22 protein-coding genes and 1 pseudogene are annotated in these 23,253 nt (G+C 75.0%); 10 read left to right on the forward strand and 13 right to left on the reverse strand.

The window, feature by feature from the left end; genetic code table 11:
• Window positions 1-36 precede the first annotated feature (36 nt).
• Entirely contained in the window at window positions 37-411 is a 375-nt protein-coding gene (locus AC02VZ_RS15725; protein ID WP_432057508.1) for a VOC family protein, read from the reverse strand.
• 89 nt (window positions 412-500) lie between these two features.
• On the opposite strand from AC02VZ_RS15725, the gene AC02VZ_RS15730 reads away from it, so the two are divergent.
• Window positions 501-1,373 carry a universal stress protein gene (locus AC02VZ_RS15730; RefSeq protein ID WP_432057509.1) on the forward strand — a complete coding sequence of 291 codons (873 nt, stop codon included), beginning with the start codon at window positions 501-503 and terminating at the stop codon, window positions 1,371-1,373.
• 48 nt (window positions 1,374-1,421) lie between these two features.
• Here AC02VZ_RS15730 and AC02VZ_RS15735 read toward each other — a convergent pair whose 3' ends face one another.
• The 3 genes from AC02VZ_RS15735 to AC02VZ_RS15745 form a co-directional block, all read right to left on the reverse strand.
• Window positions 1,422-2,672 (reverse strand): DUF4032 domain-containing protein, encoded by a 1,251-nt coding sequence (locus AC02VZ_RS15735; RefSeq protein WP_432057510.1) that lies wholly within the window; start codon window positions 2,670-2,672, stop codon window positions 1,422-1,424.
• A 232-nt stretch (window positions 2,673-2,904) separates the two neighbouring features.
• Entirely contained in the window at window positions 2,905-4,173 is a 1,269-nt protein-coding gene (locus AC02VZ_RS15740) for an acyltransferase family protein (protein WP_432057511.1), read from the reverse strand.
• 78 nt (window positions 4,174-4,251) lie between these two features.
• The gene (locus AC02VZ_RS15745) at window positions 4,252-4,899 is read right to left on the reverse strand and encodes an alpha-ketoglutarate-dependent dioxygenase AlkB (protein WP_432057512.1); all 648 of its coding nucleotides are present in this window, start codon (window positions 4,897-4,899) and stop codon (window positions 4,252-4,254) included.
• A 182-nt stretch (window positions 4,900-5,081) separates the two neighbouring features.
• Between AC02VZ_RS15745 and AC02VZ_RS15750 the strand changes: the two genes are divergently transcribed.
• Complete coding sequence (locus AC02VZ_RS15750; protein WP_432057513.1) at window positions 5,082-5,798, forward strand: TetR/AcrR family transcriptional regulator; 717 nt, start codon at window positions 5,082-5,084, stop codon at window positions 5,796-5,798.
• Window positions 5,735-7,408 (forward strand): FAD-binding dehydrogenase, encoded by a 1,674-nt coding sequence (locus AC02VZ_RS15755; protein WP_432057514.1) that lies wholly within the window; start codon window positions 5,735-5,737, stop codon window positions 7,406-7,408. Before AC02VZ_RS15750 ends, AC02VZ_RS15755 begins: the two co-directional genes overlap by 64 nt.
• Window positions 7,409-7,458: 50 nt before the next feature.
• On the opposite strand, the gene AC02VZ_RS15760 is transcribed toward AC02VZ_RS15755, so the two are convergent.
• From AC02VZ_RS15760 to AC02VZ_RS15770, 3 genes are all read right to left on the reverse strand, one after another.
• Window positions 7,459-7,809 carry a DUF488 domain-containing protein gene (locus AC02VZ_RS15760; RefSeq protein WP_432057515.1) on the reverse strand — a complete coding sequence of 117 codons (351 nt, stop codon included), beginning with the start codon at window positions 7,807-7,809 and terminating at the stop codon, window positions 7,459-7,461.
• A 244-nt stretch (window positions 7,810-8,053) separates the two neighbouring features.
• Window positions 8,054-8,302 (reverse strand): WhiB family transcriptional regulator, encoded by a 249-nt coding sequence (locus AC02VZ_RS15765; protein WP_432057544.1) that lies wholly within the window; start codon window positions 8,300-8,302, stop codon window positions 8,054-8,056.
• A gap of 102 nt (window positions 8,303-8,404) precedes the next feature.
• Window positions 8,405-9,625, reverse strand: a complete 1,221-nt coding sequence (locus tag AC02VZ_RS15770; RefSeq protein ID WP_432057516.1) for a saccharopine dehydrogenase family protein — start codon at window positions 9,623-9,625, stop codon at window positions 8,405-8,407.
• 165 nt (window positions 9,626-9,790) lie between these two features.
• On the opposite strand from AC02VZ_RS15770, the pseudogene AC02VZ_RS15775 reads away from it, so the two are divergent.
• Window positions 9,791-10,480 (forward strand): annotated as a pseudogene (locus AC02VZ_RS15775) (TetR/AcrR family transcriptional regulator); the annotation flags it as partial.
• A gap of 337 nt (window positions 10,481-10,817) precedes the next feature.
• Here AC02VZ_RS15775 and AC02VZ_RS15780 read toward each other — a convergent pair.
• Window positions 10,818-11,816, reverse strand: a complete 999-nt coding sequence (locus AC02VZ_RS15780) for a LysR family transcriptional regulator ArgP (RefSeq protein ID WP_432057517.1) — start codon at window positions 11,814-11,816, stop codon at window positions 10,818-10,820.
• Between the two features lie 70 nt (window positions 11,817-11,886).
• Here AC02VZ_RS15780 and AC02VZ_RS15785 point away from each other — a divergent pair, with 70 nt between their 5' ends.
• Complete coding sequence (locus tag AC02VZ_RS15785) at window positions 11,887-12,504, forward strand: LysE/ArgO family amino acid transporter (RefSeq protein ID WP_476475643.1); 618 nt, start codon at window positions 11,887-11,889, stop codon at window positions 12,502-12,504.
• Window positions 12,505-12,714: 210 nt separating this feature from the next.
• On the opposite strand, the gene AC02VZ_RS15790 is transcribed toward AC02VZ_RS15785, so the two are convergent.
• The 3 genes from AC02VZ_RS15790 to AC02VZ_RS15800 form a co-directional block, all read right to left on the reverse strand.
• Window positions 12,715-13,173: a cyclic nucleotide-binding domain-containing protein gene (locus AC02VZ_RS15790; RefSeq protein WP_432057519.1), complete on the reverse strand. Its 459-nt coding sequence runs from the start codon at window positions 13,171-13,173 to the stop codon at window positions 12,715-12,717.
• Between the two features lie 391 nt (window positions 13,174-13,564).
• Complete coding sequence (locus AC02VZ_RS15795) at window positions 13,565-15,043, reverse strand: aminotransferase class I/II-fold pyridoxal phosphate-dependent enzyme (protein ID WP_476475644.1); 1,479 nt, start codon at window positions 15,041-15,043, stop codon at window positions 13,565-13,567.
• A gap of 224 nt (window positions 15,044-15,267) precedes the next feature.
• A complete protein-coding gene (locus AC02VZ_RS15800) occupies window positions 15,268-15,486 on the reverse strand; it encodes a hypothetical protein (RefSeq protein WP_476475645.1) in 219 nt (72 codons plus the stop codon).
• Between the two features lie 160 nt (window positions 15,487-15,646).
• Between AC02VZ_RS15800 and AC02VZ_RS15805 the strand changes: the two genes are divergently transcribed.
• From AC02VZ_RS15805 to AC02VZ_RS15825, 5 genes are all read left to right on the forward strand, one after another.
• Complete coding sequence (locus tag AC02VZ_RS15805) at window positions 15,647-16,093, forward strand: ATP-binding protein (RefSeq protein ID WP_476475646.1); 447 nt, start codon at window positions 15,647-15,649, stop codon at window positions 16,091-16,093.
• 216 nt (window positions 16,094-16,309) lie between these two features.
• Window positions 16,310-17,164 (forward strand): SigB/SigF/SigG family RNA polymerase sigma factor, encoded by an 855-nt coding sequence (locus AC02VZ_RS15810; protein WP_432057522.1) that lies wholly within the window; start codon window positions 16,310-16,312, stop codon window positions 17,162-17,164.
• Between the two features lie 233 nt (window positions 17,165-17,397).
• Window positions 17,398-17,664, forward strand: a complete 267-nt coding sequence (locus AC02VZ_RS15815; RefSeq protein WP_476475647.1) for a DUF5133 domain-containing protein — start codon at window positions 17,398-17,400, stop codon at window positions 17,662-17,664.
• Between the two features lie 145 nt (window positions 17,665-17,809).
• Window positions 17,810-18,646 (forward strand): DUF1206 domain-containing protein, encoded by an 837-nt coding sequence (locus tag AC02VZ_RS15820; RefSeq protein WP_476475648.1) that lies wholly within the window; start codon window positions 17,810-17,812, stop codon window positions 18,644-18,646.
• Between the two features lie 81 nt (window positions 18,647-18,727).
• A complete protein-coding gene (locus AC02VZ_RS15825; protein ID WP_476475649.1) occupies window positions 18,728-19,156 on the forward strand; it encodes a hypothetical protein in 429 nt (142 codons plus the stop codon).
• 256 nt (window positions 19,157-19,412) lie between these two features.
• Here the strand turns inward: AC02VZ_RS15825 and AC02VZ_RS15830 are convergent, their stop codons facing one another.
• On the reverse strand, window positions 19,413-21,656 hold the full coding sequence (locus AC02VZ_RS15830; protein WP_476475650.1) for an FUSC family protein: 2,244 nt from the start codon (window positions 21,654-21,656) through the stop codon (window positions 19,413-19,415).
• Between the two features lie 78 nt (window positions 21,657-21,734).
• Complete coding sequence (locus AC02VZ_RS15835) at window positions 21,735-23,111, reverse strand: NAD(P)/FAD-dependent oxidoreductase (protein WP_432057527.1); 1,377 nt, start codon at window positions 23,109-23,111, stop codon at window positions 21,735-21,737.
• Window positions 23,112-23,253: the final 142 nt, after the last annotated feature.

The raw sequence follows: 23,253 nt of genomic DNA on the forward strand, positions 1-23,253 counted from the left end.
ACTCAGCCCATCGTAGGGGCCCCCGCGCGGGTCCGCTCAGGCTGCGCCGGGCCCCCGGCCGGAGCGGGCGGCGAGCACGCAGAACTCGTTGCCCTCCGGGTCGGCGAGCACCACCCAGGGTTCCTCGCCGCTCTGGCCGACGTCGGCGTGCCGGGCGCCCAGGGCGAGCAGCCGGGCCACCTCCGCGTCCCGGTCGTCCGGCCGGAAGTCGAGGTGCAGGCGGTTCTTCACCGTCTTGCGCCCCGGGTCCGCGCCGAACAGCAGCCCCGGCAGCCGGTCCGGCGCCGGACGGATCTCCATCTCGTCGGCCGACGCGTCCACCACCACCCAGCCGAGCGCCTCGGCCCACCAGCGCCCGAGGGCGTGCGGGTCGGCCGCGTCCACCACCACCTGCTCCCACTGCAGTCCCATCCGCACAGCGTAGGGAAGACTGGGTCCCGCGCGGGGGACGGACCGGCCCGCCGCGCGCAGACGCATCAGGGAATCGAGGAGGGGGCCGCATGACGCGCCCGATCACGGCAGGGGTCGACGGAACCGGGGAGAGCCTCGCCGCACTGAAATGGGCGGCACGCGAGGCGGTCCGCCGGGGGCTGCCGCTGCGGGTGGTGCACGCCTGGCGGTTCCAGGCGTACGACACGGTCGACGCGGGGGACGCCGCCACCCAGGAGCGCTGGGTGTGCGAGTCCGTGGCGGAGGCCGTGCGCGAGGTGACCGGGCGGCACCCCGGCCTCGACGTGAGCGGCGACGCCCTGGAGGGGGACGCCGTCGACACCCTGGTCGAGGTGGCCGCGGACGCGGAGATGCTGGTGCTGGGCTCGCGCGGGCACGGGCGCATCATGGGCTTCCTGGTCGGCTCGGTCGGCCAGCAGGTCATCGTCGACGCGCCGAGCCCGGTCGTGCTGGTCCGTGCCGAGGACCGCCCCTCGGGCGAGGTCGCCGGGCGGGAGATCGTCGTCGGCCAGCAGGGCGACCCGGAGGACAGCGCCGCCGCGCTGGGCTTCGCCTTCCGCACCGCCGCCGCGCGCGGCGCCACGGTCCGGGCCGTACGGGCCTGGACGCTGCCGCCGGTGTTCGCCTACAGCCCCGGTGCGCTGCGCCTGATGGACGAGGCGGGCGGGCTGGAGCCGTACGAGCGGAACGCGCTGGCGGCGGCGCTCGCCCCGTGGCGCGAGCGCCACCCGGACGTGCACGTCGTCGAGCACGTGGAGATGGGCAGCGCCGGGCAGGTGCTGCTGTCGGTGGCCGGCAGCGCCCAGCTGATGGTCGTCGGCCGGCGCGCCCGCCGCACCGCCGTCGGCGCCCGGATCGGTTCGGTCGCGCACGGCGTGCTGCACCACGCGGACTGCCCGGTGGCCGTGGTGCCGCAGGTCTGAGGCGCCCGGGGAGCGGGCCCGTCCGGCCCGCTCCCGGCCGCCTGGCGCTCAGTCCCCGGGAGGTCCCGGCACCGACCGGGTGCGGGGCAGGATGTTCTCGATGTAGTCGGCGACGGCCGTGTCCAGGCCGATGTCGTGCTGGGCCCGCTCCGACAGGTACCAGCGGTGCTCCAGCAGCTCGTGGTAGATCTCCGCCGGGTCCATCCCGCCCCGCAGCTCCGGCGGGACGGCCCGCACGGTCGGGCGGAACACCTCCCGCACCCAGCGGTGGGCGAGGACCTCGGTGCGGGCGCCGCCGCCGTCCGGCCGGTCCCCGCCGGCCTCCGGCGCGTAGTCGTCCTGGGTCGCCATCCAGCTCTCCAGGTCGCTCAGCAGCCGCCGTGCCTGGTTCTCCTCGGCGTCCAGCCCGGTCAGGCGCAGCAGCTGGCGCGGATGGTGCCCGGCGTCGACCACCTTGGGCACGAAGGTGACGGAGTCGCCGAGCGGGGAGTGCTCGATCTGCATCTCGGCCACGTCGAAGCCGAGCGCGTTCAGCCGCCGGATGCGGTGCTCGATGTAGTGGTACTTGCCCGCCGGGTACACCGACGTGCGGGTCAGCTCCTGCCACAAGCCCTCGTAGCGGGCGCAGATCTCCGAGCCGAACTCGACCGGGTCGACGGAGGGGTGCAGCGCCCCGGACGCCTCCAGGTCCATCAGCTCGCCGCTGATGTTGACCCGGGCCAGCTCCAGGTCGTAGGAGCGCTGCCCGGAGGTCAGCTCGGGGTGCAGGTCGCCGGTCTCCGCGTCGACGAGGTAGGCGGCGTAGGCGCCCGCGTCCCGCCGGAACAGGGTGTTGGACAGCGAGCAGTCGCCCCACGCGAACCCGGCGAGGTGCAGCCGCACCAGCAGCACGGCCAGGGCGTCCATCAGCCGGTGCATGGTCGCCGGCCGCAGCGTCGTCTCGAACAGCGACCGGTACGGCAGCGAGCCGGCCAGGTGCCGGGTGACCAGGACGGACTCCAGGGGCTCCCCGGCGGCGTCGGTGCGGCCGGTGACCACGGCGAGCGGGTCGACCGCCGGGATGTCGATCCGGTCCAGGTCGCGCAGCAGCCCGTACTCGCGCTGGGCGGGGCGCTCGGCCAGCTCCTTGACGGCGACCACCTCGTCCCCGGCGCGGGCGTAGCGCACCACGTGCCGGGAGATGCCGCGCGGCAGCGGCACCAGGTACTTCTCGGGCCACTCCTCCAGGGGGAGGTGCCACGGCAGTTGAAGCAGCAGCGCCGGGTGCTCCGGCTTGGTGGCGTTGATCTGCAGGGCCATGGGTCGCGCGTCGTCCTCTCGCGGTGGTCGTGCTGCCAGCCTATGGGGCCCGCTCGCGGGCGTCCGGGGCGGCGGCACGCACCGGCCCGCGGCCCGCGGGCCCGTGCCCGGGCAGCGGCAGGCCGCCGTCCAGGTCCGCCGGGACCTCGGGGAGGCCACGGCGGCGGCCCGGTCGTGGTGCGTGGTGCGCGGTCCGCGGGTTCGCAGGTTCGCGGTCGGACGTACCGGCAGGTCAGGGTGCCGGGCCGCGGGCGGGCGGCCCGGGGGCGGGGGGGTGCATCCCGAACAGGAACCGGGTGGGACGGCTGCGGCGCACCCCGGCCTCGTACAGCAGGAGGATCACCGCGAGCGAGCCGGTCACGATCACCGCGTACTCCACGGCGATCGGCGCCCGCCACCCGGTCACCCCGTAGGCGAGGGCGACCACCACCGGCTGGTGCAGGACGTACAGGGGGAGGGCGGCGACGGAGAGGTGGCCGAGGAGGGCGGCCCGGCGGGAGGCGGCGGGGGGCGGCCCGCCGTCCGGCGCGTCGGCGGCGGCCCGTTCCGCGGGCCGGTCCGGCCGGTCGCCGGACCGTGGGCGGGGCCGGTCGAGCAGGCCCAGGATGGCCAGCACCCAGCACCAGCCCGCGGCACCGAACAGGGCCCGGGTGGTCACGGCGGCCGGGGTCCAGGCGGTGAACGGGTCGTCGCCCGCGAGGAAGCCGGGTGCGGTCCCGGCGAACAGGGCCAGGCCGAGCAGCCCGGCCGGCACCCGCACCCGGCGGGTCGCGGCCCGGACCCGCCCGTCGTCGGCGAGGGCGAAGCCGTACAGGAGGAACAGCAGGTAGGCCCAGCGGTTCCAGCCGGCGAAGCCCTCCTCCATGCCGAGCAGCGCGTTGACCGCGGCCAGGGGCAGCGCGGGCAGCAGGAGCAGCCCCGGCCGGCGGCGCAGCGCGGGCACCGCGCGGCCGGCGGCGTCGGCGAGCCGCCCGGCGACCGGGGCGAGCAGCAGGCTGAAGGTGAGCAGCAGGACGACGAACCACAGGTGCCCGGTCTCGAAGTGCTCCCCGTCCAGCACGAAGGGGAAGTCCGCGAGGTCCGGGCGCACGCTGAGGAACCGGAGCCAGAACTCCCCGTACGACAGGCCGTCGGCGCTCCCGGCGGCGCGCAGCCGCAGCCACGGGGGGAGGGGGCACAGGACGAGGGTGCCGAAGACGAGGGGGACGCCGAGGCGCAGCAGGCGTTCCCGGGCGAACCCGCGCGGCCCGCGGCGGCGGATCGAGTGCCGTGCGCCCAGCCCCGCGACGAGGAACAGCATCGGCATCGCCCACACCACGCCGAAACCGGCGAGCACGGTCACGGCACCGGTGGTCTCGGCGTTCTTGACGTAGAAGTCGTCGTCGGGGGAGAAGACCAGGGCGGCGTGGAAGAAGACCAGACCGACGACCACCAGGGCCCGCAGCACGTCCAGTTCGCCGCGCCGTCCGGTGCCCTCCGCCTGCCCGGGGTCCGCGCCCATGGTCCCTCCCCGCACGGTGTGCGCACCAGTGTGGGGGAGTACGGCGGGGGAGGACAGGCTTCCGGTGCGTGCGGTACGTCAGTTGACGCCGCGCGGGCGGAACTGGACGCTGATGCGCGGCCCGGTGGCGCGGGTGCTCTTGGGCACCGCGTGCTCCCAGGTGCGCTGGCAGGAGCCGCCCATCACGATCAGGTCGCCGTGCCCGAGCGGACGGCGCACCGTCCGGCCGCCGCCCACCGGCCGCAGCAGCAGGTCGCGGGGGGTGCCCACGGAGAGGATCGCCACCATGGTGTCCTCGCGGGCACCCCGCCCGACGCGGTCGCCGTGCCAGGCGACGCTGTCCCGGCCGTCGCGGTAGCAGCAGAGTCCGGCGGTGGCGAACGGCTCGCCCAGTTCGTCGGCGTAGTACCGGCCGAGGGCGTCCCGCGCCTCCTCCAGCACGGGGTGCGGCAGCGGGTCGCCGACGCCGTAGTACGACAGCAGCCGGGGCACGTCCACGGTCCGGTCGTACATCCGGCGGCGCTCGGCCCGCCAGGGCACCTCGGCGGCCAGCCGTGCGAACAGCGCGTCGGAGCCGTGCAGCCAGCCCGGCAGCACGTCGATCCAGGCGCCGTGCCCCAGTTCGGTGCGGCGCACCCCGTCCAGGGGGCCGAGCCGCACCTCGTCCGCCTGGTCGAAGAGCGATCCCTGGAGGGCCTGGAGCGCTTCGGGGTGGTGCGTGGTCATGGCCCCAGCGTACGTCGAATCGAAAGGGTGTTCTAGTCGTGCCCGTCGCACGACCCGAGGTACCGCCCGTCGACGCCCCAGGAACCCGAGAAGTCGAGGGCCCGGAGGTCTTCGGATACACCGCCGTATCGGATACGTTCTCGTATCGAACGCAGGGGGAGGACAGGGCAGGGGAGGGGAGCATGACGACACCGGGTGCGGACGGCCCCGTCAGCGGGCGTCGCGCGCGCACGCGGGCCCAGCTCCTCGCCGCCGCCTTCTCCGTGTTCGCCGACAAGGGCTTCGGTCGGGTCTCCATCGAGGAGGTCTGCGCGGCCGCCGGCTACAGCAGGGGCGCCTTCTACTCCAACTTCACCACCCTGGACGAGCTGTTCTTCGCGCTCTACCGCGAGCGGGCCGGGCTCATCGCCGACCAGGTCGCCGAGGCCCTCGCCCAGGACGGACCTGGCCTCGACGTGCCCGCCGCCGTGGAACGCGTCACCGAGGTGCTGCTGCTCGACCGGGACTGGCTGCTGGTGAAGACCGACTTCCTGGTGCACGCGGCCCGCCGTCCCGAGGTGGCGCGCGGCCTGCTGGAGCACCGCGACCGGCTGCGCCGGGCTATCGCGGACCGGCTCCGCCGCGCCCGCACCCCGCTGCCCGCCGTGCTCGGCGACGCCGACGGCGCCGCGCACGCCGTGGTCGCCGCCTACGACGGCGTCACCACCCGGCTGCTGCTGGACCGGGACACGGCGGGCGCCCGCACCTGGCTGGGACAACTGCTGACCGCGCTGCTCACCGACGGCAGCGCCGAGCCGGCCGCGCAGCGGCACGGACCAAGGAAGGGACGGTCGCCATGGACGCCGACGTCATCGTCGTCGGAGCAGGACTCGCGGGCCTCGTCGCGGCCCACGAACTGACCAGCAGGGGACGCAGGGTGGCCCTCGTCGACCAGGAGAACGTCGCCAACCTCGGCGGCCAGGCCTTCTGGTCCTTCGGCGGGCTGTTCCTGGTCGACTCCCCGGAACAGCGGCGGCTGCGCATCAAGGACTCCTTCGACCTCGCCTGGAGCGACTGGCGGGGCAGCGCGGGCTTCGACCGGATCGACGACGAGGACAGCTGGGCGGTCCGCTGGGCACGGGCGTACGTCGAGTGGGCGGCGGGCGAGAAGCGGTCCTGGCTGAACGGCCACGGCATCACCTTCCTGCCGACCGTGGGCTGGGCCGAACGCGGCGACCTGCGCGCCGACGGCCACGGCAACACCGTCCCCCGCTTCCACATCGCCTGGGGCACCGGCACCGGAGTCGTCGACCCCTTCGTCCGCTCCGCCCGGCAGGCCGCGCGCGACGGGCTGCTCACCTTCCACCACCGCCACCGCGTCGACGACCTGGTCATGACGGACGGCCGGGCCCACGGCGTGCGCGGCACGGTGCTGGTACCCGACGACTCGCCCCGGGGCGTCGCCTCCAGCCGCGAGGCGGCCGGCGAGTTCGAACTCACCGCCCAGGCCGTGATCGTCACCAGCGGCGGCATCGGCGCCGACCACGACATCGTCCGCCGGTACTGGCCCGAGCGGCTCGGCACCCCGCCCCGCGAGATGGTCACCGGTGTCCCCGCCTACGTCGACGGGCGGATGCTCGACATCACCGCCCGGGCGGGCGCCCGGCTGGTCAACCGCGACCGCATGTGGCACTACACCGAAGGCGTACGGAACTGGGACCCCGTCTGGCCGGGGCACGGCATCCGCATCCTGCCCGGCCCCTCCTCGATGTGGTTCGACGCCCTCGGCCGCCGGCTGCCCGCGCCCTGCCTGCCCGGCTACGACACCCTGTCCACGCTCCGGCACCTGCGCACCACCGAGGACATCGCCGGGTACGACCACTCCTGGTTCGTGCTCACCCAGAAGATCATCGAGAAGGAGTTCGCGCTGTCGGGCTCCGAACAGAACCCGGACATCACGGCCAAGGACCGCGCCGCCTTCCTGCGCGAGCGGGTGCTGGGCAAGGGGGCGCCCGGACCGGTCGACGCCTTCCTGCGCCGGGGCGCCGACTTCGTGTCCGCCCCGACCGTGGAGCAGCTGGTCGAGAAGATGAACGCGCTCACCGACGAACCGCTGCTCGACGCGGCCCGGATACGCCGCCAGATCGAGGCCAGGGACCTGCAGATCGGCCACTCCTACGCCAAGGACGCCCAGGTGCAGGGCATCCGCAACGCCCGCCGCTACCTCGGCGACCGCCTCGGCCGGGTGGCGTCCCCGCACCGCATCCTGGACCCGTCGGCGGGCCCGCTGATCGGCGTCAAGCTGCACGTCCTGACCCGCAAGACCCTCGGCGGCATCCAGACCGACCTCGACTCCCGCGCCCTCGGCGCGGACGGCCGCCCCGTCGACGGCCTGTACGCGGCCGGCGAGGTGGCCGGCTTCGGCGGCGGCGGGGTCCACGGGTACAACGCCCTGGAGGGCACGTTCCTCGGCGGCTGCCTCTTCTCGGGCCGGGCGGCGGGACGCGCCGCCGCCGACCGGACCGCCTGAGCCGCCGGGCGGGGCCCGGGGAGCGTACGGTCCCCGGGCCCCGCCCCGTGTCAGTCCTCCAGCAGCCGCAGCAGGACCTCGGCGTGGCTGCGCTCCGGGGTCTTCGACGCGGTCAGCAGCGTCACGTCCCCGTCCCGCGCCAACTGCCGTACTTGGTCCAGGAGTTGAGCGGCCCCGGGAGCGGCCAGCTCCGCCTCGTACCGGGCCCGGAACTCCTCGTACGGCCGCTCCTCGGCGTGGTACCAGCGGCGCAGCTCCGTCGACGGGGTCAGCTCCTTGGGCCACTCGTCCACCCGGGCCGCGTCCTTGGCCAGTCCTCGCGGCCACAGCCGGTCGACGAGGACCCGGACCCCGTCCTCCGGCTCGGGCGGCTCGTAGACCCGGCGCACCCGCACGGTCATGCTCGGACCCCTTTCCGGTCGGGTCAGGTGTCCCGCGAGCGTACTGCCGTGCCCGCCAAGGGGCACGGCGACGGGTGCGCGGCCCCTCCCCGGCGGGCCCCCGGCCCACGGACGGGCGGGGCCCTGTGCGGGAGGCGGCGGGGGAGCACCGGGCGCTCTCCGCGGAAGCCACCGAGCGCCGGCGAGGGCGCCGCCCAGGGCCCGGGCGCCGTCTCCGGCCGGGACGCCGGCCGGGCGCGCCGTGTCAGCCGGACGTCCGCCGCGCAGCGCGCCGCTTCAGGGCGCGCCGTTCGTTCTCGCCCGTGCCGCCCCACACGCCGATGGTCTGACCGGTCTCCAGCGCCCAGTCCAGGCACTGCTGTTGGACGGGGCAGCGCCGGCACACCGCCTTGGCCTGCTCCGTCTGCAGCAGGGCCGGGCCGGACGTGCCGATCGGGAAGAAGAGGTCGGGGTCCTCGGTCCGGCAGGCCGCGCGATTCCGCCAGTTGTCCATGTCGAGAGTCACCTGCGATCGCAGTAGATCCGCACCCTGGGATGCCTTACCGCATGTCGGGTGACCTGTCGCCGCCGGGCGAAACCGCGGCGGCGGTCACGCTCACTGCTCGCGCAGGCCCCATGGGGAGCCGTAGTCGTTCAGCAGGTCCAGGAACGGCCGGGCCGGGAACGCCTCGGGACCGAGCACCCCCTTCCCCGACCAGACGCCCGTGGCGAGGAGTTCGAGGGCGACGACCGGATTGACGGCGGTCTGCCACACCACGGCCTGGCTGCCGTACTCCGCCATGGACCACTGGTTGTCGACGACGTGGTAGAGGTACACCTCGCGCGGCTTCCCGTCCCGGACCCCGCGCACCCAGGTCCCGGCGCACGTCCTGCCGTGCATCCGCTCGCCCAGGGTCGCGGGGTCGGGCAGGCAGGCGGCCACCACGTCCCGCGGCGAGACCGCCACCGGTCCGTCCGGACCCGGCACGGTCACCGGCTCGGTGCTGTCCAGGCCCAGCCGGTGGAGGGTCCGGAGGGTGTCGATGAACTCGCGGCCCAGGCCGTACTTGAAGGTCACCCGGCCGGTGTCCACCCAGCGGGGCACGAGCAGCACCTCCTCGTGCTCGACGTTCACGCACTCCACCGGCCCGATGCCCTCGGGGAAGTCGAACACCTCGGGCTCGCTGAACGGTTCGGTGGTGTACCAGCCGCGGCCGGCCTCGTGGACGACCGGCGGGTTCAGGCATTCCTCGATGGTGGTCCAGATGTTGAAGGACGGGGCGAAGTCGTAGCCGTCGACGGTGAGGTTCGCGCCGTCCCGGACCCCGATCTCGTCGATCCGGTCGAAGAGTTCGTCGGCCGCGTACCGGGCGAACACGTCGGACAGCCCGGGCTCCACCCCCATGCCGACGAGGGCCAGCGCGCCCGCCCGCTCCCAGTCCTCCGCCAGGGCGAACTGCTCGTCGCCCAGCTTGACCCCGCACTCCTCGTACGGCCGCTCGGGATGCGGCCGCGACAGCGACATCGCCATGTCGACATAGGTGGCCCGAGCGTCCAGTGCCGCACGGAACAGCGGCATCACGAACCGCGGGTCGGTGGCGTTGAGCAGCACGTCGCACGCGTGCTCCCGCAGCAGGGCCGCCACCGCCGCCCGGTCGCCGGCGTCGACCCGCTCGGCGCGGAACCGGCCGCCCTCCTCGCCGAGCGCCGCCACGGCGGCCTCCGCGCGGGCCGGGTCGTAGTCGGCGACCACCATCCGTTCGAAGAACGGCCGCCGGGCCGCCACCCGGGTGATGGCCGTTCCCACCCCGCCCGCTCCCACCAGCAGTACACGCATGACGAACACTCCCTTTCCAGGACGTACCAGGACGATACGAGGAGCCCCTGTGCGCCCGATACAACGCCTCGCGGCGACGTAAGGTCAATGGCGTTGGCATAAGGCCCCCGCGCCGCGCGGGCCCGCGGACGCCCGTCCGGTGCCGGGGCGGAGGGAGGAGCCGAGATGGCCAAGCGGGTGGTTCCGGAGGAGAAGCGACGGCGCCGTCGGCCGACCCGGAGCGGCCGGGTGCTGTCCGAGACGCTGATCGTCGAGACCGCGTTGCGCCTGCTGCGCGAGCACGGGAGCACCGGTCTGACGGCCCGGCGGCTCGGCCTCGCCCTGGACTGCGATCCGAGCACGCTGTACCGGTACTTCCGCGGCATGGACGACCTGACGCTCGCCCTCGGGGACGCGCTCGTCGGACGCGCGCTGAGCGGCTGGCGGCCGACGGGCCACTGGCGCGCCGACCTGCGCGCCCTGGGGCTGCGCATCCACGCGGCCTACGTCTCCCACCCGCAGGCCGCGGTGCTCACCGCGAGCCGGGTCTCGGGCCGCGCCCACGAACTCGCCGCCGACGAGGCCGTACTGGACATCCTGCGCTCGGCGGGCTTCCCCCCGGCGGAGACGGTCCGCGTCTACCACGCGTTCATCGACACCACCCTGGGCTTCGCCGCGCTGGACGCCGCGTCCCTGGCCCTGCCCGGTGACGCCCGGCGCGCCGACGAGGACCGGTGGCGGTCGACCTACGCCCGGCTGCCCGCCGCCACCCATCCCCGCATCGCCGAGGTGGCTCCGCTGCTGGCCGCCCGCATGAACACCAGCGCGTATCCGACGGCGCTGGACATGCTGCTGGACAGCGCGGCCGGCCGCCTCCGCCCGCCCGGCGGGCCGGGCGCAGGTCCGGGGGAGACGGCCGCTCCGGACGGCGGGCCGGGCGCGGAGCCGCCGGAGGCGCCCGGGACGCCGGGCGGACAGCCGTCCGGACCCGGGGCCGTCCAGGGCCGCCGGGAACCGGCGGCACCCGCGTCCGGCCCGGACCACCGGGAACCGTCCGCCCCTCGGTCCGTCCCGGACCACGGGGATCCGTCCGTCCCGGGCCACCGGGAACCGTCCGCCCCTCGGTCCGGCCCGGACGACCGGCCGCTGTCCGTTCCCGGGTCCGACCCGGACCGCCGTGACCCGTCCGGCCCGGGACGGACGGCCGGTCCCGTCAGGGGCGCAGTTCCTCCGCCGCCGTCGCGGTGACCGCCTGGGCCAGGGCGGCCAGGGCCGGGGAGTCCAGCTTCCACTGCTGCCAGTACAGGGACACGTCCACCTGGAGCTGCGGGGCGAAGCGGACGACCCGCCCGGCGCGCAGCAGGGGGACGGCCTGCGCCTCGGGGACCATGCCCCACCCCAGTCCCGCCGCGACCGCGTCGGCGTACCCCTCCGAGGTCGGGATCCAGTGCCGGTCGGCGCTCGCCCCCGAGCGGCCGCGGGTGACCCGCCGGACGAAACTGTCCTGGATGTCGTCCAGGCGGTCGAAGACGATCACGGGCGCCGCGGGCAGCACCTCGCGCAGCGGCCCGTCGAGGTGCCGCGCGGTGAAGTCCGGGTGGGCGACGGGCAGGTAGCGCATCCGCCCCAGGTGCCGGACCGAACAGCCCGGTACCGGCTCCGGCGAGGAGGTCACCGCGGCCATCACCGTGCCCTCCCGCAGCAGGGCGGCCGTGTGGCCCTCGTCCTCCCGGCGCAGCTCGAAGCAGATCCGCGCCTCGGGCGGCACGCGGCCGAGGGCGGGCAGGAACCAGCTCGCCAGGGAGTCCGCGTTGACCGCCACCGGCACCCGCGTGGCCCGGCCGGTGCCGCTCAGGCCCAGTTCGGCGTGTGCGTCCCGCTCCAGCAGCCCCACCTGCCGGGCCAGCCGCACCAGCACCTGGCCCGACTCCGTCGGCCGCACCGGTTTGGTGCGCAGCAGCAGGACCCGACCGGTGCGCTGCTCCAGCGCCTTGACCCGCTGGCTGACCGCGGAGGGCGTCACGTGCAGGACGGCAGCGGCTGCCTCGAAGGTCCCCTCGTCCACCACGGCGAGCAGGGTCCTGACCTGGTCCAGCGGCAGCTCCGACGCGGGGGAGGGCGCGGCACCCGTCCCCCGGGCGGGCGCGGGATCGGTCGGGGGACGGGAGGAGGAGCCGGACGCGAAGAGGACCGGTGGTGAAGGCTCTGACATCACAATTCCTAAGGGTACGTAAGAATCCTTAGGTGTACTGCACACACCCCCCGCGACTAGCGTCTTTCCCATGACCAGCAGCCTCACCACCGCCGCCGCCGGCTTCGGCACCGGACTGTCCCTGATCGTGGCCATCGGCGCCCAGAACGCCTTCGTGCTGCGCCAGGGAGTCCGCCGCCACGCCGTCCTCGCCGTCGTCGGCATCTGCGCCCTGTCCGACGCCGCCCTGATCGCCCTGGGCGTGGCGGGCGTCGGCGCGGTGGTGGTCGCGTGGCCGGGGGCCCTGACAGCGGTGGGCTGGATCGGCGGACTGTTCCTGCTCGGCTACGGCGCCCTGGCGGCGCGCCGGGTCGTCCGGCCGGAGGCGGAGGGGCTGCGGACCGAGGGGGAGGCGGCCGGCTCGCGCCGCGCGGCGGTGCTCACCTGCCTCGCGCTGACCTGGCTGAACCCTCACGTGTACCTGGACACCGTGTTCCTGCTGGGCTCGGTGGCCGCCGACCACGGTCCGCTGCGCTGGACCTTCGGCCTGGGTGCCGTGCTGGCCAGTGTCTGCTGGTTCGCCGCGCTTGGCTTCGGTGCCCGGCTGCTGAGCCGCTTCCTGGCGCGTCCCGCCGCCTGGCGGGTGCTGGACGGCCTGGTCGCCGCGACCATGATCGTCCTGGGGGCGAGCCTGCTGGCCGGCGCCTGAACGGGCCGGAGTGGCCGGACCGTGCCCGGCCTCCACGGCACCTCCGGGGCGCGGGCCGCCGAGGGGAGGCGCGGTACGACAGGCGGGCCGGACGGCGCGTCCCGCATCGGCGGGCCGTCGCCGCACCGGTGCCGGTGCCGGCGCCGCCCGCCCGCTGCCGGGGGCCGCGCTTGCGACACGGGGGCGCGGCTTCGGCCCGGCCGGTCCGGGCTACGGCACCACGCCCCGCCGGTGCAGCGCGTACTGTTCCAGCAGCAGGCCGCGGGTCATCTCCAGCCGCTGGGCGAGGATCTCCGCGACCCCGCGCACCAGGGTCAGCCCGAGCCGCGGGTCCTGCTCGCACAGGTCGAGCACGGCCCCCGCGTCGAACTCGTAGGCGCGCACCTGGCTGAAGGCCACGGCGCCGAAGTCCCAGCGGTACGGGGGGAAGAGCCAGGACCAGCCGAGCAGGTCGCCCGCACCGAGACCGGCGACCGTCGTGCGGTGCAGGTGGTTGACCCGCTGGTCCAGCGAGACGGCGCCGGACCGGAGGACCCAGAAGCGGTCGGCGGTGCCGCCCGCCTCGAAGATCCGGGCGTCCTCGGGGAAGTGGACCTCCCGGGCGAGGCTCATCAGGCGCTCGCGCTGGTCGGGAGGGAGGACGGTCAGGAGTTTGATCGCTTGAGTCATGACGCGGCGCTCCTAGCCGTACGGGCGGTTCCAGGGTATTTACCCGTCTTGTTCGCCTTTGCCCCTCTTGTTCGTCTTTCCATTGGAGTCGCTCCGGGCGTGCGGAGCGCGCCGGGGAACGTGAGGGGTCCGGGTGGGAGTGCGCCGAGCGGGCATGAGAAAGCCCTGGCTGGACGGGGGAAACCAGCCAGGGCCGTACGAAGTGGTGCCGGAGGACCGGGCGTCGACTCCGTCACCACGCGTAGATGAAGGATAAACCAACCCTCGTCCACTTGGGGAGCCGGAACCCGGTCACGTGACCTGTTTCACTCCCGTGGCGCCGGGGTCCGGAGGGTTCCGTTTCCGGACCGCCCCGGCCCGGCCGCGGGGGCCGCAGGCCGTGCGAGGGCGGTCACCCCGTACGCTCGTCGACGACCCGGACGGTCTCCAGGGACGGCTCCGTCGGGTCGGGCAGGAACATGCCCGCGTCGAGCCCCGTCCGCAGGTAGCGCAGTACGGGCTCGGTCAGCCGCTCGCCGGGCAGCACCGCCGGGATGCCCGGCGGGTACGGCGTGATCATCTCCGCCGCGACCCGGCCGGCGGCCTCGCCGACGGGAACCTCCTCGGCCGGGCCGAAGAACGCGTCGCGCGGCAGCAGGACCTGCTCCAGGCGCAGCTCGCCGGGGTCGGGCACCTCGACCCGCGACCCGTGCGTCAGATCCGGCGCCGCCTGCGAGAGGTCCTTCAGTGCGGACAGCAGCTGACCGGCCGTCTCCCGGTCGTCGGCGTGGGTGATCTGCATGCCGATCCGGCGGTGGTCGACCAGATGGGCGTCGACGCCGCGGTGCTCACGCAGCCAGTCGGCCGCCCGGTACCCGCTGACGCCCAGTCCGTCGAGGTCGATGACGCAGGGCAGCGGATCGAAGTCGTCGGCGCGGCCGGGCCCGCAGAAGTCGGCGCGATCGTTCACATGCATCCCGTCGATCTCCTCGACCGCCGCCCGCACCTCGCCGCAGAGCTCCAGCGCGGCGCCCATGAGCTCCTCGCCGCGCAGGGCCATCTGCCGCCGCCAGCCGTCCAGGCCGGCGTGGATCAGGACCGAGGGGCTCGTGGTGTCGAGGAGGTCGGCCCGGATCCCGAGCAGCGCCGGTGTCACCAGCTCCCCCCGCAGGTGGAAGACCGATCCCTGCTCCAGACCACTGCCCATCTTGTGGATGCTGGTCACGCAGATGTCGGCACCCGCGTCCATCGCCCAGGACGGGAGGTCAGGGTGGAAGGGGAGGTGGGCGCCCCACGCCTCGTCCACGATCAGTGGACGTGCGCGCCGGTGACAGACCTCGGCGACGGCCGCCAGGTCGGCGCAGGCCCCGTACGGGGTGGGGCTGGTGATGAGCGCGCCGCGGGCGTCCGGGTGCGCTTCGAACGCCTGCTCGAACTCCGCGGCCGACGGTGGATGCGCGAGGTGCCGCTCGGCGTCCCAGCGGGGTTCCACCCACACCGGTTCGATGCCGGACAGGATCAGGCCGGACACCACGGACTTGTGGGCGTCCCGCCCGATCAGCAGCTTCTCGTGCGGCCCGGCCACCGTGAGCATGGCCGCCTTGACCGACAGGGAGCTGCCGCAGGTGCTGAAGAAGGTGTGGTCGGCGTGGACCGCGTCCGCCATCAGCTCCTGGGCCCGCTGCAGCACGCGGCCCCGGGTGAGCCGGTCGTCCAGGCCGCCGATCGCCAGCACGTCGCCGAGGAACACCGCGTCGCCGAGGACCTCGCGCACCGCCGGATCGGCGCCACGGGCCTGCTTGTGCCCCGGGGGTGTGAAGGACAGTTGCCCCGTACGGCGGTACTCCTGCAACGCTTCGAGAACCGGCGCCCGGTGGTGGTCGGCAGTCATGCCCGCCGGGTGCCCGAGCCGCACGGAGCCATTCCGCCCTGCCGCGCTCGGGAGCGCGGCTCGCCCCGCCGCCCGCGGTCGCCGCTGCCGCGCCCGCCGTCGTCCGCGATCCCCGCCACCGCCCTGGTCGCCGTCCGCTGCTGGCCGCGCCCGCGGCGCTCCGGGCCGCTCCCGCCGCCGTCCGCGCTCGCGGCCGTCGCCCTCGCGCCGTCCGCGGTGCCGACTCAGTCGCGCACGTCGCGCCGGCCCGGGGTGAGGATCTCGTCCAGCACGCGCAGGACGACCTCGTAGGCCACCCTGCGGGCCTCGGTGTCGCCGGCGCCCGTGCCGCCGCCCGCCCCGGAGTCGTCCCCGGACCGCAGGGCCCGTTCCTCCCGCGCCGCGCAGGCCCGCGCCCGCTGGATGCGCCGCAACAGTTCGTCCGAGTCCACCACATCCGCCATGTCGGGCCGGGTACCCCGGCCTGCCGACCGCATGACAGCGGCGCCCGGATGGGGGCCGGGAGGTTTGCCGCCACCGGGACAGGTGAGCCGAAAAAGGAAGTACGCGGCATCTGTCCGACCGGGCGGGCCGCCGATCCGACCGAGAACCAGGAGCCCGAGGATGCGAGAGGCGCAGACCACCCTGCCCGTTGCCGATCCGCCGGACGACGGCCCGGTCCGGCGCACGTCACCGTGCCGGCCGGGCGACGTCCGGGAAGCCGTCGCCCGCGCGGTGTCCGAGCAGTGCCGGACCACCCACGCGCCGTGCGACGCCGACGCCCTCTCGGACGCGCTGCTCGTCGCGTCCGAACTGACCACCAACGCCATCCTGCACGGCGGCGGCGTCACCGAGGTCCGGGTCGACGTCACCGGACCGTCGGTCCGCGTCTCGGTGAGCGACCGCAGCGACGAGCTGCCGGTCACCCGCACCGCGGCCGAGCGGGCCCGCGGCGGCCGACGGCCCGGCGGCCACGGCTGGCCCATCGTCTGCCGCCTCTCGCGCGACGTGCTCGTCGCCGACCTGCCCACCGGCGGCAAGTGCATCACCGCCGTGGTGCCCCTCTCCTGACGTCCCGGCCCGGCGTCACCAGGCTCCGGAACGCTTCCGACGATTGTCCGGCACAGGTGTGTTTGTTCGTTTGCGGGCGGGGCAACCGGAGTTTCGTGCTTCGGACCGGAGGCGCGCCAGCGGGACCGCTGTGACTGCTGTGGACTCCCTCCGGGTGTCCCGGCGTCCGCGTCCCGCGGTAGAACCCCCCAACCACCGCTCGGGAGCGATACCGCAATGCTCATAGACACCCCGGCCGGCCGCCCCGCGACCCAGCCCACCGAGACGGCCCGCGCCCGCAGGCGGCACGACGACGCCCCTGACACCGCCGCCCTGTTCAGCCGCCTGGCCGTCCTGGAGGACGGGCCGGAGCGGGACGCCGTGCGCGACGAGCTCGTCACCGCGTGGCTGCCCATGGCGCACCGCATCGCCGGCCGCTTCCGCGACCGCGGCGAGTCCGTCGAGGACCTGCGCCAGGTCGCCGCGCTGGGCCTGGTGAAGGCCATCGACCGCTTCGACCCGTCCCGCGGAGCCTTCGAGAGCTACGCCGTCCCCACCATCACCGGCGAGGTCAAGCGGCACTTCCGGGACCGCATGTGGGCCCTCAGGGTGCCGCGCCGGGTGCAGGAACTGCGCAACAAGGTCCGGGTCGCCCGCCGCGAACTGACCCAGAACCCCGGCAGCCCAGAGCCCTCCGTCGCCGACCTCGCCGCCCACACCGGGCTGACCGAGGACGAGGTCCGGGCCGGGATCGAGGCGCTGGAGAGCTTCAGCACCCTGTCCCTCGACGCCGAGCTGTCCACCGAGGACGACGGCTACAGCCTGGCCGACACGCTCGGCGCCTCGGACGGCTCCTACGACACGGTCATCGACCGCGAGTCGGCCAAGGAGGGCCTGCGCCGTCTCCCCGAGCGCGAGCGCGCCATCCTCTACATGCGGTTCTTCGAGGACATGACCCAGAGCCGCATCGCCGACCGGCTGGGCATCTCCCAGATGCACGTCTCCCGCCTGATCAGCCGCAGCTGCGCCCGGGTGCGCGCCGAGGCGATGGGGCACCGCCACGGCCCCACGCGCCCGACGCCCGGCGCCTGACCTCCCGAGCGGCCGCCGGGCGAGCGACCGCGTCGCCCGCCCGGACCGGTCACCAGCACCACCCCCGCACCACCGTCCGCACCTCCTGCACGGACCACTCGGACCACTCGCACCACCGCACGGACCGCCCGGCGCGGCCCGTGCGGCTCGTGTGGCCCCTGGGGCCCGTGCGACCCGTCCCACCCCCCGTACGACACGGACGCCCTCGTCCCCCGGACCGGAGAACGAAACCCATGCTGAAGCCACACCCCGTCGTGCTGCGCCGTCTCGTCGACGAGTACGAGGCCCTCGTGGGCGCCGACACCCTCCCGGGCCCCGCCGGGCCGAACCCCCGGCTGCGCGACCTCGCCTACACGCTGTGCGTGTCCACGGGCACCCGGGACGTGCGCCAGGCTCTGGAGACCGCGCACCAGTGGCTCGGAAGCACCGCGGACGTGGCCCGGCCCCGCCCCGCGGTCGACGCGGCCCGGCCCCGCCCCGCGGCCCTGGCCGCCGACTGAGAGCGCGGACGTCCGCCACACGGGGCGCCGGACCGCCGTCCGGCGCCCCACGTGTGCGCGCCGCGGACCGGGGCATCCGCAGGTCTGCCGGCATCTCGAAGCGAGGCTCCGGAGCGGGGCCGCAGGAACGACGTGGGGGGCACACATGAACATGGGGACGCTGGCCCGCAGAGGCCGCACGGACGCCCGGCGGGCCGCGAACGGCTCGGTACGGGAAGGCGCCGCGCGCGCCGGCCTCACCGCGCGGGGCGTCATCTACCTGCTGGTCGGCGTGCTGGCGCTGCGGATCGCCTTCGGCGACGGTGAACGCCAGGCCGACCGGGGCGGAGCCCTCGCCGAACTCGCCGACAAGCCGTTCGGCGCCGTCCTGCTGTGGGCGCTCGGCATCGGCCTGGCCGGCATGGCCGTGTGGCGCCTGACCGAAGCGCTCTTCGGCGCCGCCGGCAAGAACGGCCGCAAGGCCCGCAAACGGCTCACCTCCGCCGGCCGCTGCGGCTTCTACACGTTCGTCGCCTTCTCGGTCCTGGCCTTCGCCCTGGACCGGGGCAACGGCAGCGGTTCGAGCGACCGCCAGTCCCGGGACGTCACCGCCCGGGCCCTGGAACTGCCCGCCGGACCGTGGCTGGTCGCCCTGGGCGGCGCCGTGGTGGCCGGCGCCGGGGTGTGGATCGGCGTGCGCGCCGCCCGCCGCAAGTACCACGACCAGCTCCGCCTGGGCGAGCTGAGCCGCCGCGCCCGGACCCTGGTGGACGTGACCGGCGTGGGCGGCGGCATCGCCCGCGGTCTGGTGTTCGCCGCGGCCGGGGCGTTCGCCGTCCGGGCGGCCGTCGACTACGAGCCCGACCGGGCCAAGGGCCTCGACGACACGCTGCGCAGCTTCGCCGGCACCCCCGCGGGACCGTGGCTGCTGGTGGCCGTCGCCGCCGGACTGGTGCTGTTCGGAGTGTTCTCCTTCGCCCTGGCCCGCTGGCGCCGCGTCTGACGGACCCCGTCCCGCCGCCGCCGTCGCGCCCCGGTGCGGCGGCGGCCGTATGCCCGGCCGCTTGTGGGGAACCCGTGTGCCATGAGCGAATCCGAGATACCCCCGGAAGGCCGGCCCGTGGACGTCTACCTCGACCTCCTGCGCGTCCGGATGGACACCGAGGACTACCGGCTTCTGCTCCGTGTGGTGGAGCCGGTCCTGGAGGCGATCGAGGAGCATCGTCTCTCCGGCCTCGACCTCGCCCTCGACGGCGGGGACGACGAACTGCCCCAGGAGGTCCGCGACGAGGCCGCCCTCGTCATCGCGACCGCCGTCACCGGCCGCCTGGACAACGAGGTGGTCGAACTCGAGGTGGACGACACCGGCACGGTGCGTGTCGTCACCGACGCCCAGACCGCTGCCGACCCCTCCCGCCTGGGAGAGATCGCCGACTACATCAGGGACCGGCACCGGCAGAACGAGGAACTGCGCGGGATCGCCGCCGCCAGCGGGCTGCCCACCGACTTCTGAGACACGGACCGCCCCTCCGGCCGGACGACCGGCGCCGCGCCGGCCCCCCACCGACCGACCGTGCCGCACCGGCCCGACCCCGCACCGACCGCCACCGCGCGTCCCCGACCCCGTACCGATCCCGGCCCGGCCGCCGACCCACCCGGCGTCCGGGCCGGCGCCGTCGCCGAGCCGTCGAGGGTCGGCGGGTACGCCCCGGAGGGCGCGTGAGAGCGGTCACCGGCGGTCGGCACGCCCGGACGACGCGCCCCCGTCCTCACCGGTCCTGCTGCGCGAGCGGCACCTCCAGCGGGCGGGCGAGGCCCACCACGGCTTCGTCCAGCCGCTGCAGGTGCCGCAGCACGCGGTCGGTGACCCGGCCGAACCGCGGGGTGCCGTCCGCGGCCAGCCCCTCCAGCAGCGAGGCGATGCTCGGACCCGTCTCGATCTTCGCGGTGGTGTCCTCCTCCGCGACCCGGGCGGCGATCGCCTGGATGTTGCGCACCGTCCGCCCCGCCGCCCCGCTCAGCCGGGGGTCCGCCGCGATGGACGGGTGGGCGGGCAGCAGCTCGGCCGTCGCCGCCAGGGCCCGGGCGTGGTAGGCGCAGGTCTCCAGGAGGGCCACCACGTACCGCGCGTTGGCGCGCCGGGCCCGCATCGGGGTGACCGGGTGGGTGAGCGGCTTGGTGGCCGAACGCAGGTCGCCCAGCGCCTGGTCCAGCTCCCGCGCCTTCTCCAGCAGGTCCGTCACGTCCCCGCCGCTGAGCTGCGCGGCGGCCGCCTCCGTCACCTCGGCGAGCCGATCCAGCACGGTGCCCAGCAGCTCGTTGGTCCGCCGGTCGGTGCGGATCGGCAGGACCAGGACCGCGGCGACCACCCCGCAGGCCACCCCCAGCGCCGTCTCCTCCAGCCGCAGCACCAGCACCTCCCAGCTGTAGGTGTGCAGCAGCGTGTACAGCAGGCCCAGCATCGCCGTCACGAAGAACGACATCAGCGTGTACGACAGCGGCGCCGTGTAGAACATCGCGAAGATCAGCAGCAGGACCAGCGCGAACGCCGCCCACGTGTTGCGGCCCACCACCGCGGCCAGCAGGATCCCGGCGACGACCCCGAACACCGTGCCCAGCAGCCGCCGGTAGCCCTTGACCAGGATCTCGCCCGTCGACGCGGTGTTGATGAAGACGATCCAGCAGGTGAGGACCGCCCAGTACCAGCGGTGCGCGGACAGCAGTTCGCCGCCCACGATCGCGAGCGACGACCCCACCGCCACCTGCACGGCGGCCCGGGTGGTGGGCCGCCGCAGTCCCGTCTCCTCCGCCTCCGCCCCGGGCTCCTCCGGGGCGTCGAGGGCGGCGTCCTCGGCGTCCAGCTCCTCGCGGGAGCGGGCGGTCGAGGGAGTGTCGTCGGACTCGTCCTGCGGCCCGTCCAGGGCGATCCGCAGCCCCATGACGGCCCGCGCGGCCTCACCGACGGCCCGGAAGACGTCCTGGACGGCGCGGGAGGCGGGCGGCAGGTTCTCCTCGTCGCGGTAGGCGAGCAGCCGGTTGCGCAGATGGGCCACCGCGGTCCCCTGCGTCCCGGTGTGCAGGATCAGGGTGCGCAGCGCCAGCAGGTCCCGGCGCAGGGACGCCACGGCCTCGTCCGGTCCCGGCAGCCGGCCCACCTCGGGAGCCGGCGCGCCCGGCAGGTGCAGGGTGAGGGTGTCCGCCCGCTGGGCGCTGCGCGCCGACAGCAGCAGCAGGCCGAGCCGCTCGGCGGCGATCTCCGCCTCCGCGATGCGGCGCTGCACCAGCCGGGCCGCCGACTCGTCCGGGGTGCCCTCCTCCAGCCGGGACTGGATCATCAGGGCGGTCTCGTGCAGCCGGGCGGTGCCCTCGCGCATGTCCTCCAGTGCCTTGTCGGCCTGCTCCGGGGTGGCGTCGAGCAGCGTCAGCTGGGCGGTCACCAGTCGCGCCAGCCGCGCCCGGAAGGCGTCGCGCAGCCGCCCCATCAGGCCCGTCGGCGTCACCGGGAACAGGGCGAACCGCGCCAGGGCGCTGCACGCGAACGCCACGGCGATGGCCGCCCACAGGCCGGGCAGCCCACCGGGCTCCGCGCCCACGAACAGGGACAGGAAGTAGACCTGGAAGGCGATCAGCCCCAGCGCCGTCCCGCGGTCGCCGAACCGCCGCCCGTAGACCGCGCAGAAGATCAGGACGACGAAGCACAGGTCGCCCACCACGACCCGTTCGCTGAGCAGCGCCGCCAGCGACACGGACGCGAGGGCCACCGGCAGACCGAGGGCCAGGGTGACCGCCTGGGCCGGTCGCTGCCGCTCCCGGATGGAGAAGGTGGAGACCATCGCGGAGATGGCGCCGGCCACCATGAGGCTGGTCGACGCGCCCGCGAGGCCCAGCACGGCCAGGGTGAGGGCGAGGGCCCCCACCGTCCGCAGCGCGCCCGTCAGGCGCAGCAGCCCCGGGTCGGACGCCACGAAGCGCTCCCGCAGCCCGGTCCGCGCCGGTCGTCCCGCAGCCTTCACGCCCCCGCACTCTCTCCTGTCACCCGCGGCGGACCGGAACCCGGCCGCTCCGCCGCACCGTCCGGACCGCCGTCCGGATCACCGTACCGGGCGGCCCTCCTCCTCGACGTGGGCCCGCACCTGCTCCGGCGTCAGATAGGCGTCCGTGAACTCGAAGTCCCGCAGCTTCGCGCGTTTGCGCGCCTGGAAACCCATGCGGACGAAGTCGTCGCCCGCCACCGAGTTGAGCATCCAGCTCGTCAGCACCCGCGTCTTGGCGACCCCGGTCCGCAGCGCCCCCAGGTGGTACCCGCGGGCCACCACCTGCGCGGGCAGCCCGTGCAGTTCGACGCCCAGCGGCTTGGAGACGGCGTCGGTGCCGCCGAGGTCCACCACGAGCCCCAGGTCGTGGTGGGTGTAGCGGCGCAGCGGCTGGCCGCGCAGGGTCGCGATGACGTTGTCGGCCACCGTCCTGCCCTGGCGGTGGGCGTGCTGGGCGGTCGGCGGGCAGACGGCGCCCTCCTCGCCCTTCGCCAGGTCGGGCACCGCCGCCGAGTCGCCGAGCGCGAACACGCCGTCGTAGCCCGGCAGGGTCATCTCCGCGGTGACCGCCAGCCGTCCCCGGACGGTGTCGGCGCCGAGCGTGGCGATGAGCGGGCTGGCCACCACCCCGGCGGTCCAGATCAGCGTGCGCGTGGGCACCACCCGGCCGTCGGTGAACGTGACCTCCTCCGGGCCCGCCTTCGCGATGGACACCCCGAGCGAGATCTCGATGCCCCGCCGGGTGAGGATCTCCAGCGCGCTGCGGCCCAGCTTCTCGCCCAGCTCCGGCATGAGCTTCGGGGCGATGTCGATCAGGTGCCACTTGATCAGGCCCGGGTCCAGCCGCGGGTAGCGCTCGACGGCGGCGTGCGTCAGCCGTTGCAGGCAGGCCGCCGTCTCGGTTCCGGCGTAGCCGCCGCCGACCACCACGAACTGCAGCCGGGAGGCGCGCTCGGCCGGATCGTGACTGGCGTCGGCGAGGTCGAGCTGGGCGATCACGTGGTCCCGGATGTACGCGGCCTCGGCCAGCGTCTTCATGCCGAAGGCGTGGTCCGTCAGCCCCGGGATGTCGAAGGTCCGGGTGACGCTGCCGGGAGCCAGCACGATGTAGTCGTACGGCTCGTTGACGATCTCGTCGGTGATGGTGCGGATGACGCACACCTTCGCCCGCAGGTCCACGCCGATGGCGCCGCCCGGGATGATCCGGGTGCGGTACTTGGTGCTCCGGCGCAGCGACAGCGCGACCGACTGCGGGGTCAGCACCCCGGAGGCGACCTGGGGCAGCAGCGGCAGATAGAGCTGGTAGGAGACCGGCGTCACCAGCGTGATGCGCGCCTCGTGCGGCGCCAGCCTGCGTTCGAGCCGCCGGACGCACGCCACGCCGGCGAAGCCTGCGCCCACAACCAGGATCCTGGGTCGAGTCACGGTGGTCATCCCTCTCCCGCTGCGTGTGTCCTGCCTCGTACGTCGACGCCCTTCGCGTGCCCCCGTATCGCACCACGATGCCCGCAGGCACGCCCGGGCGCACCGGGAGAGGGCGGCAGGCGGCGGGGGCAGGGCGCCGGTCCGCACGGCG

This window comes from Streptomyces sp. 3-6 (assembly GCF_056323165.1).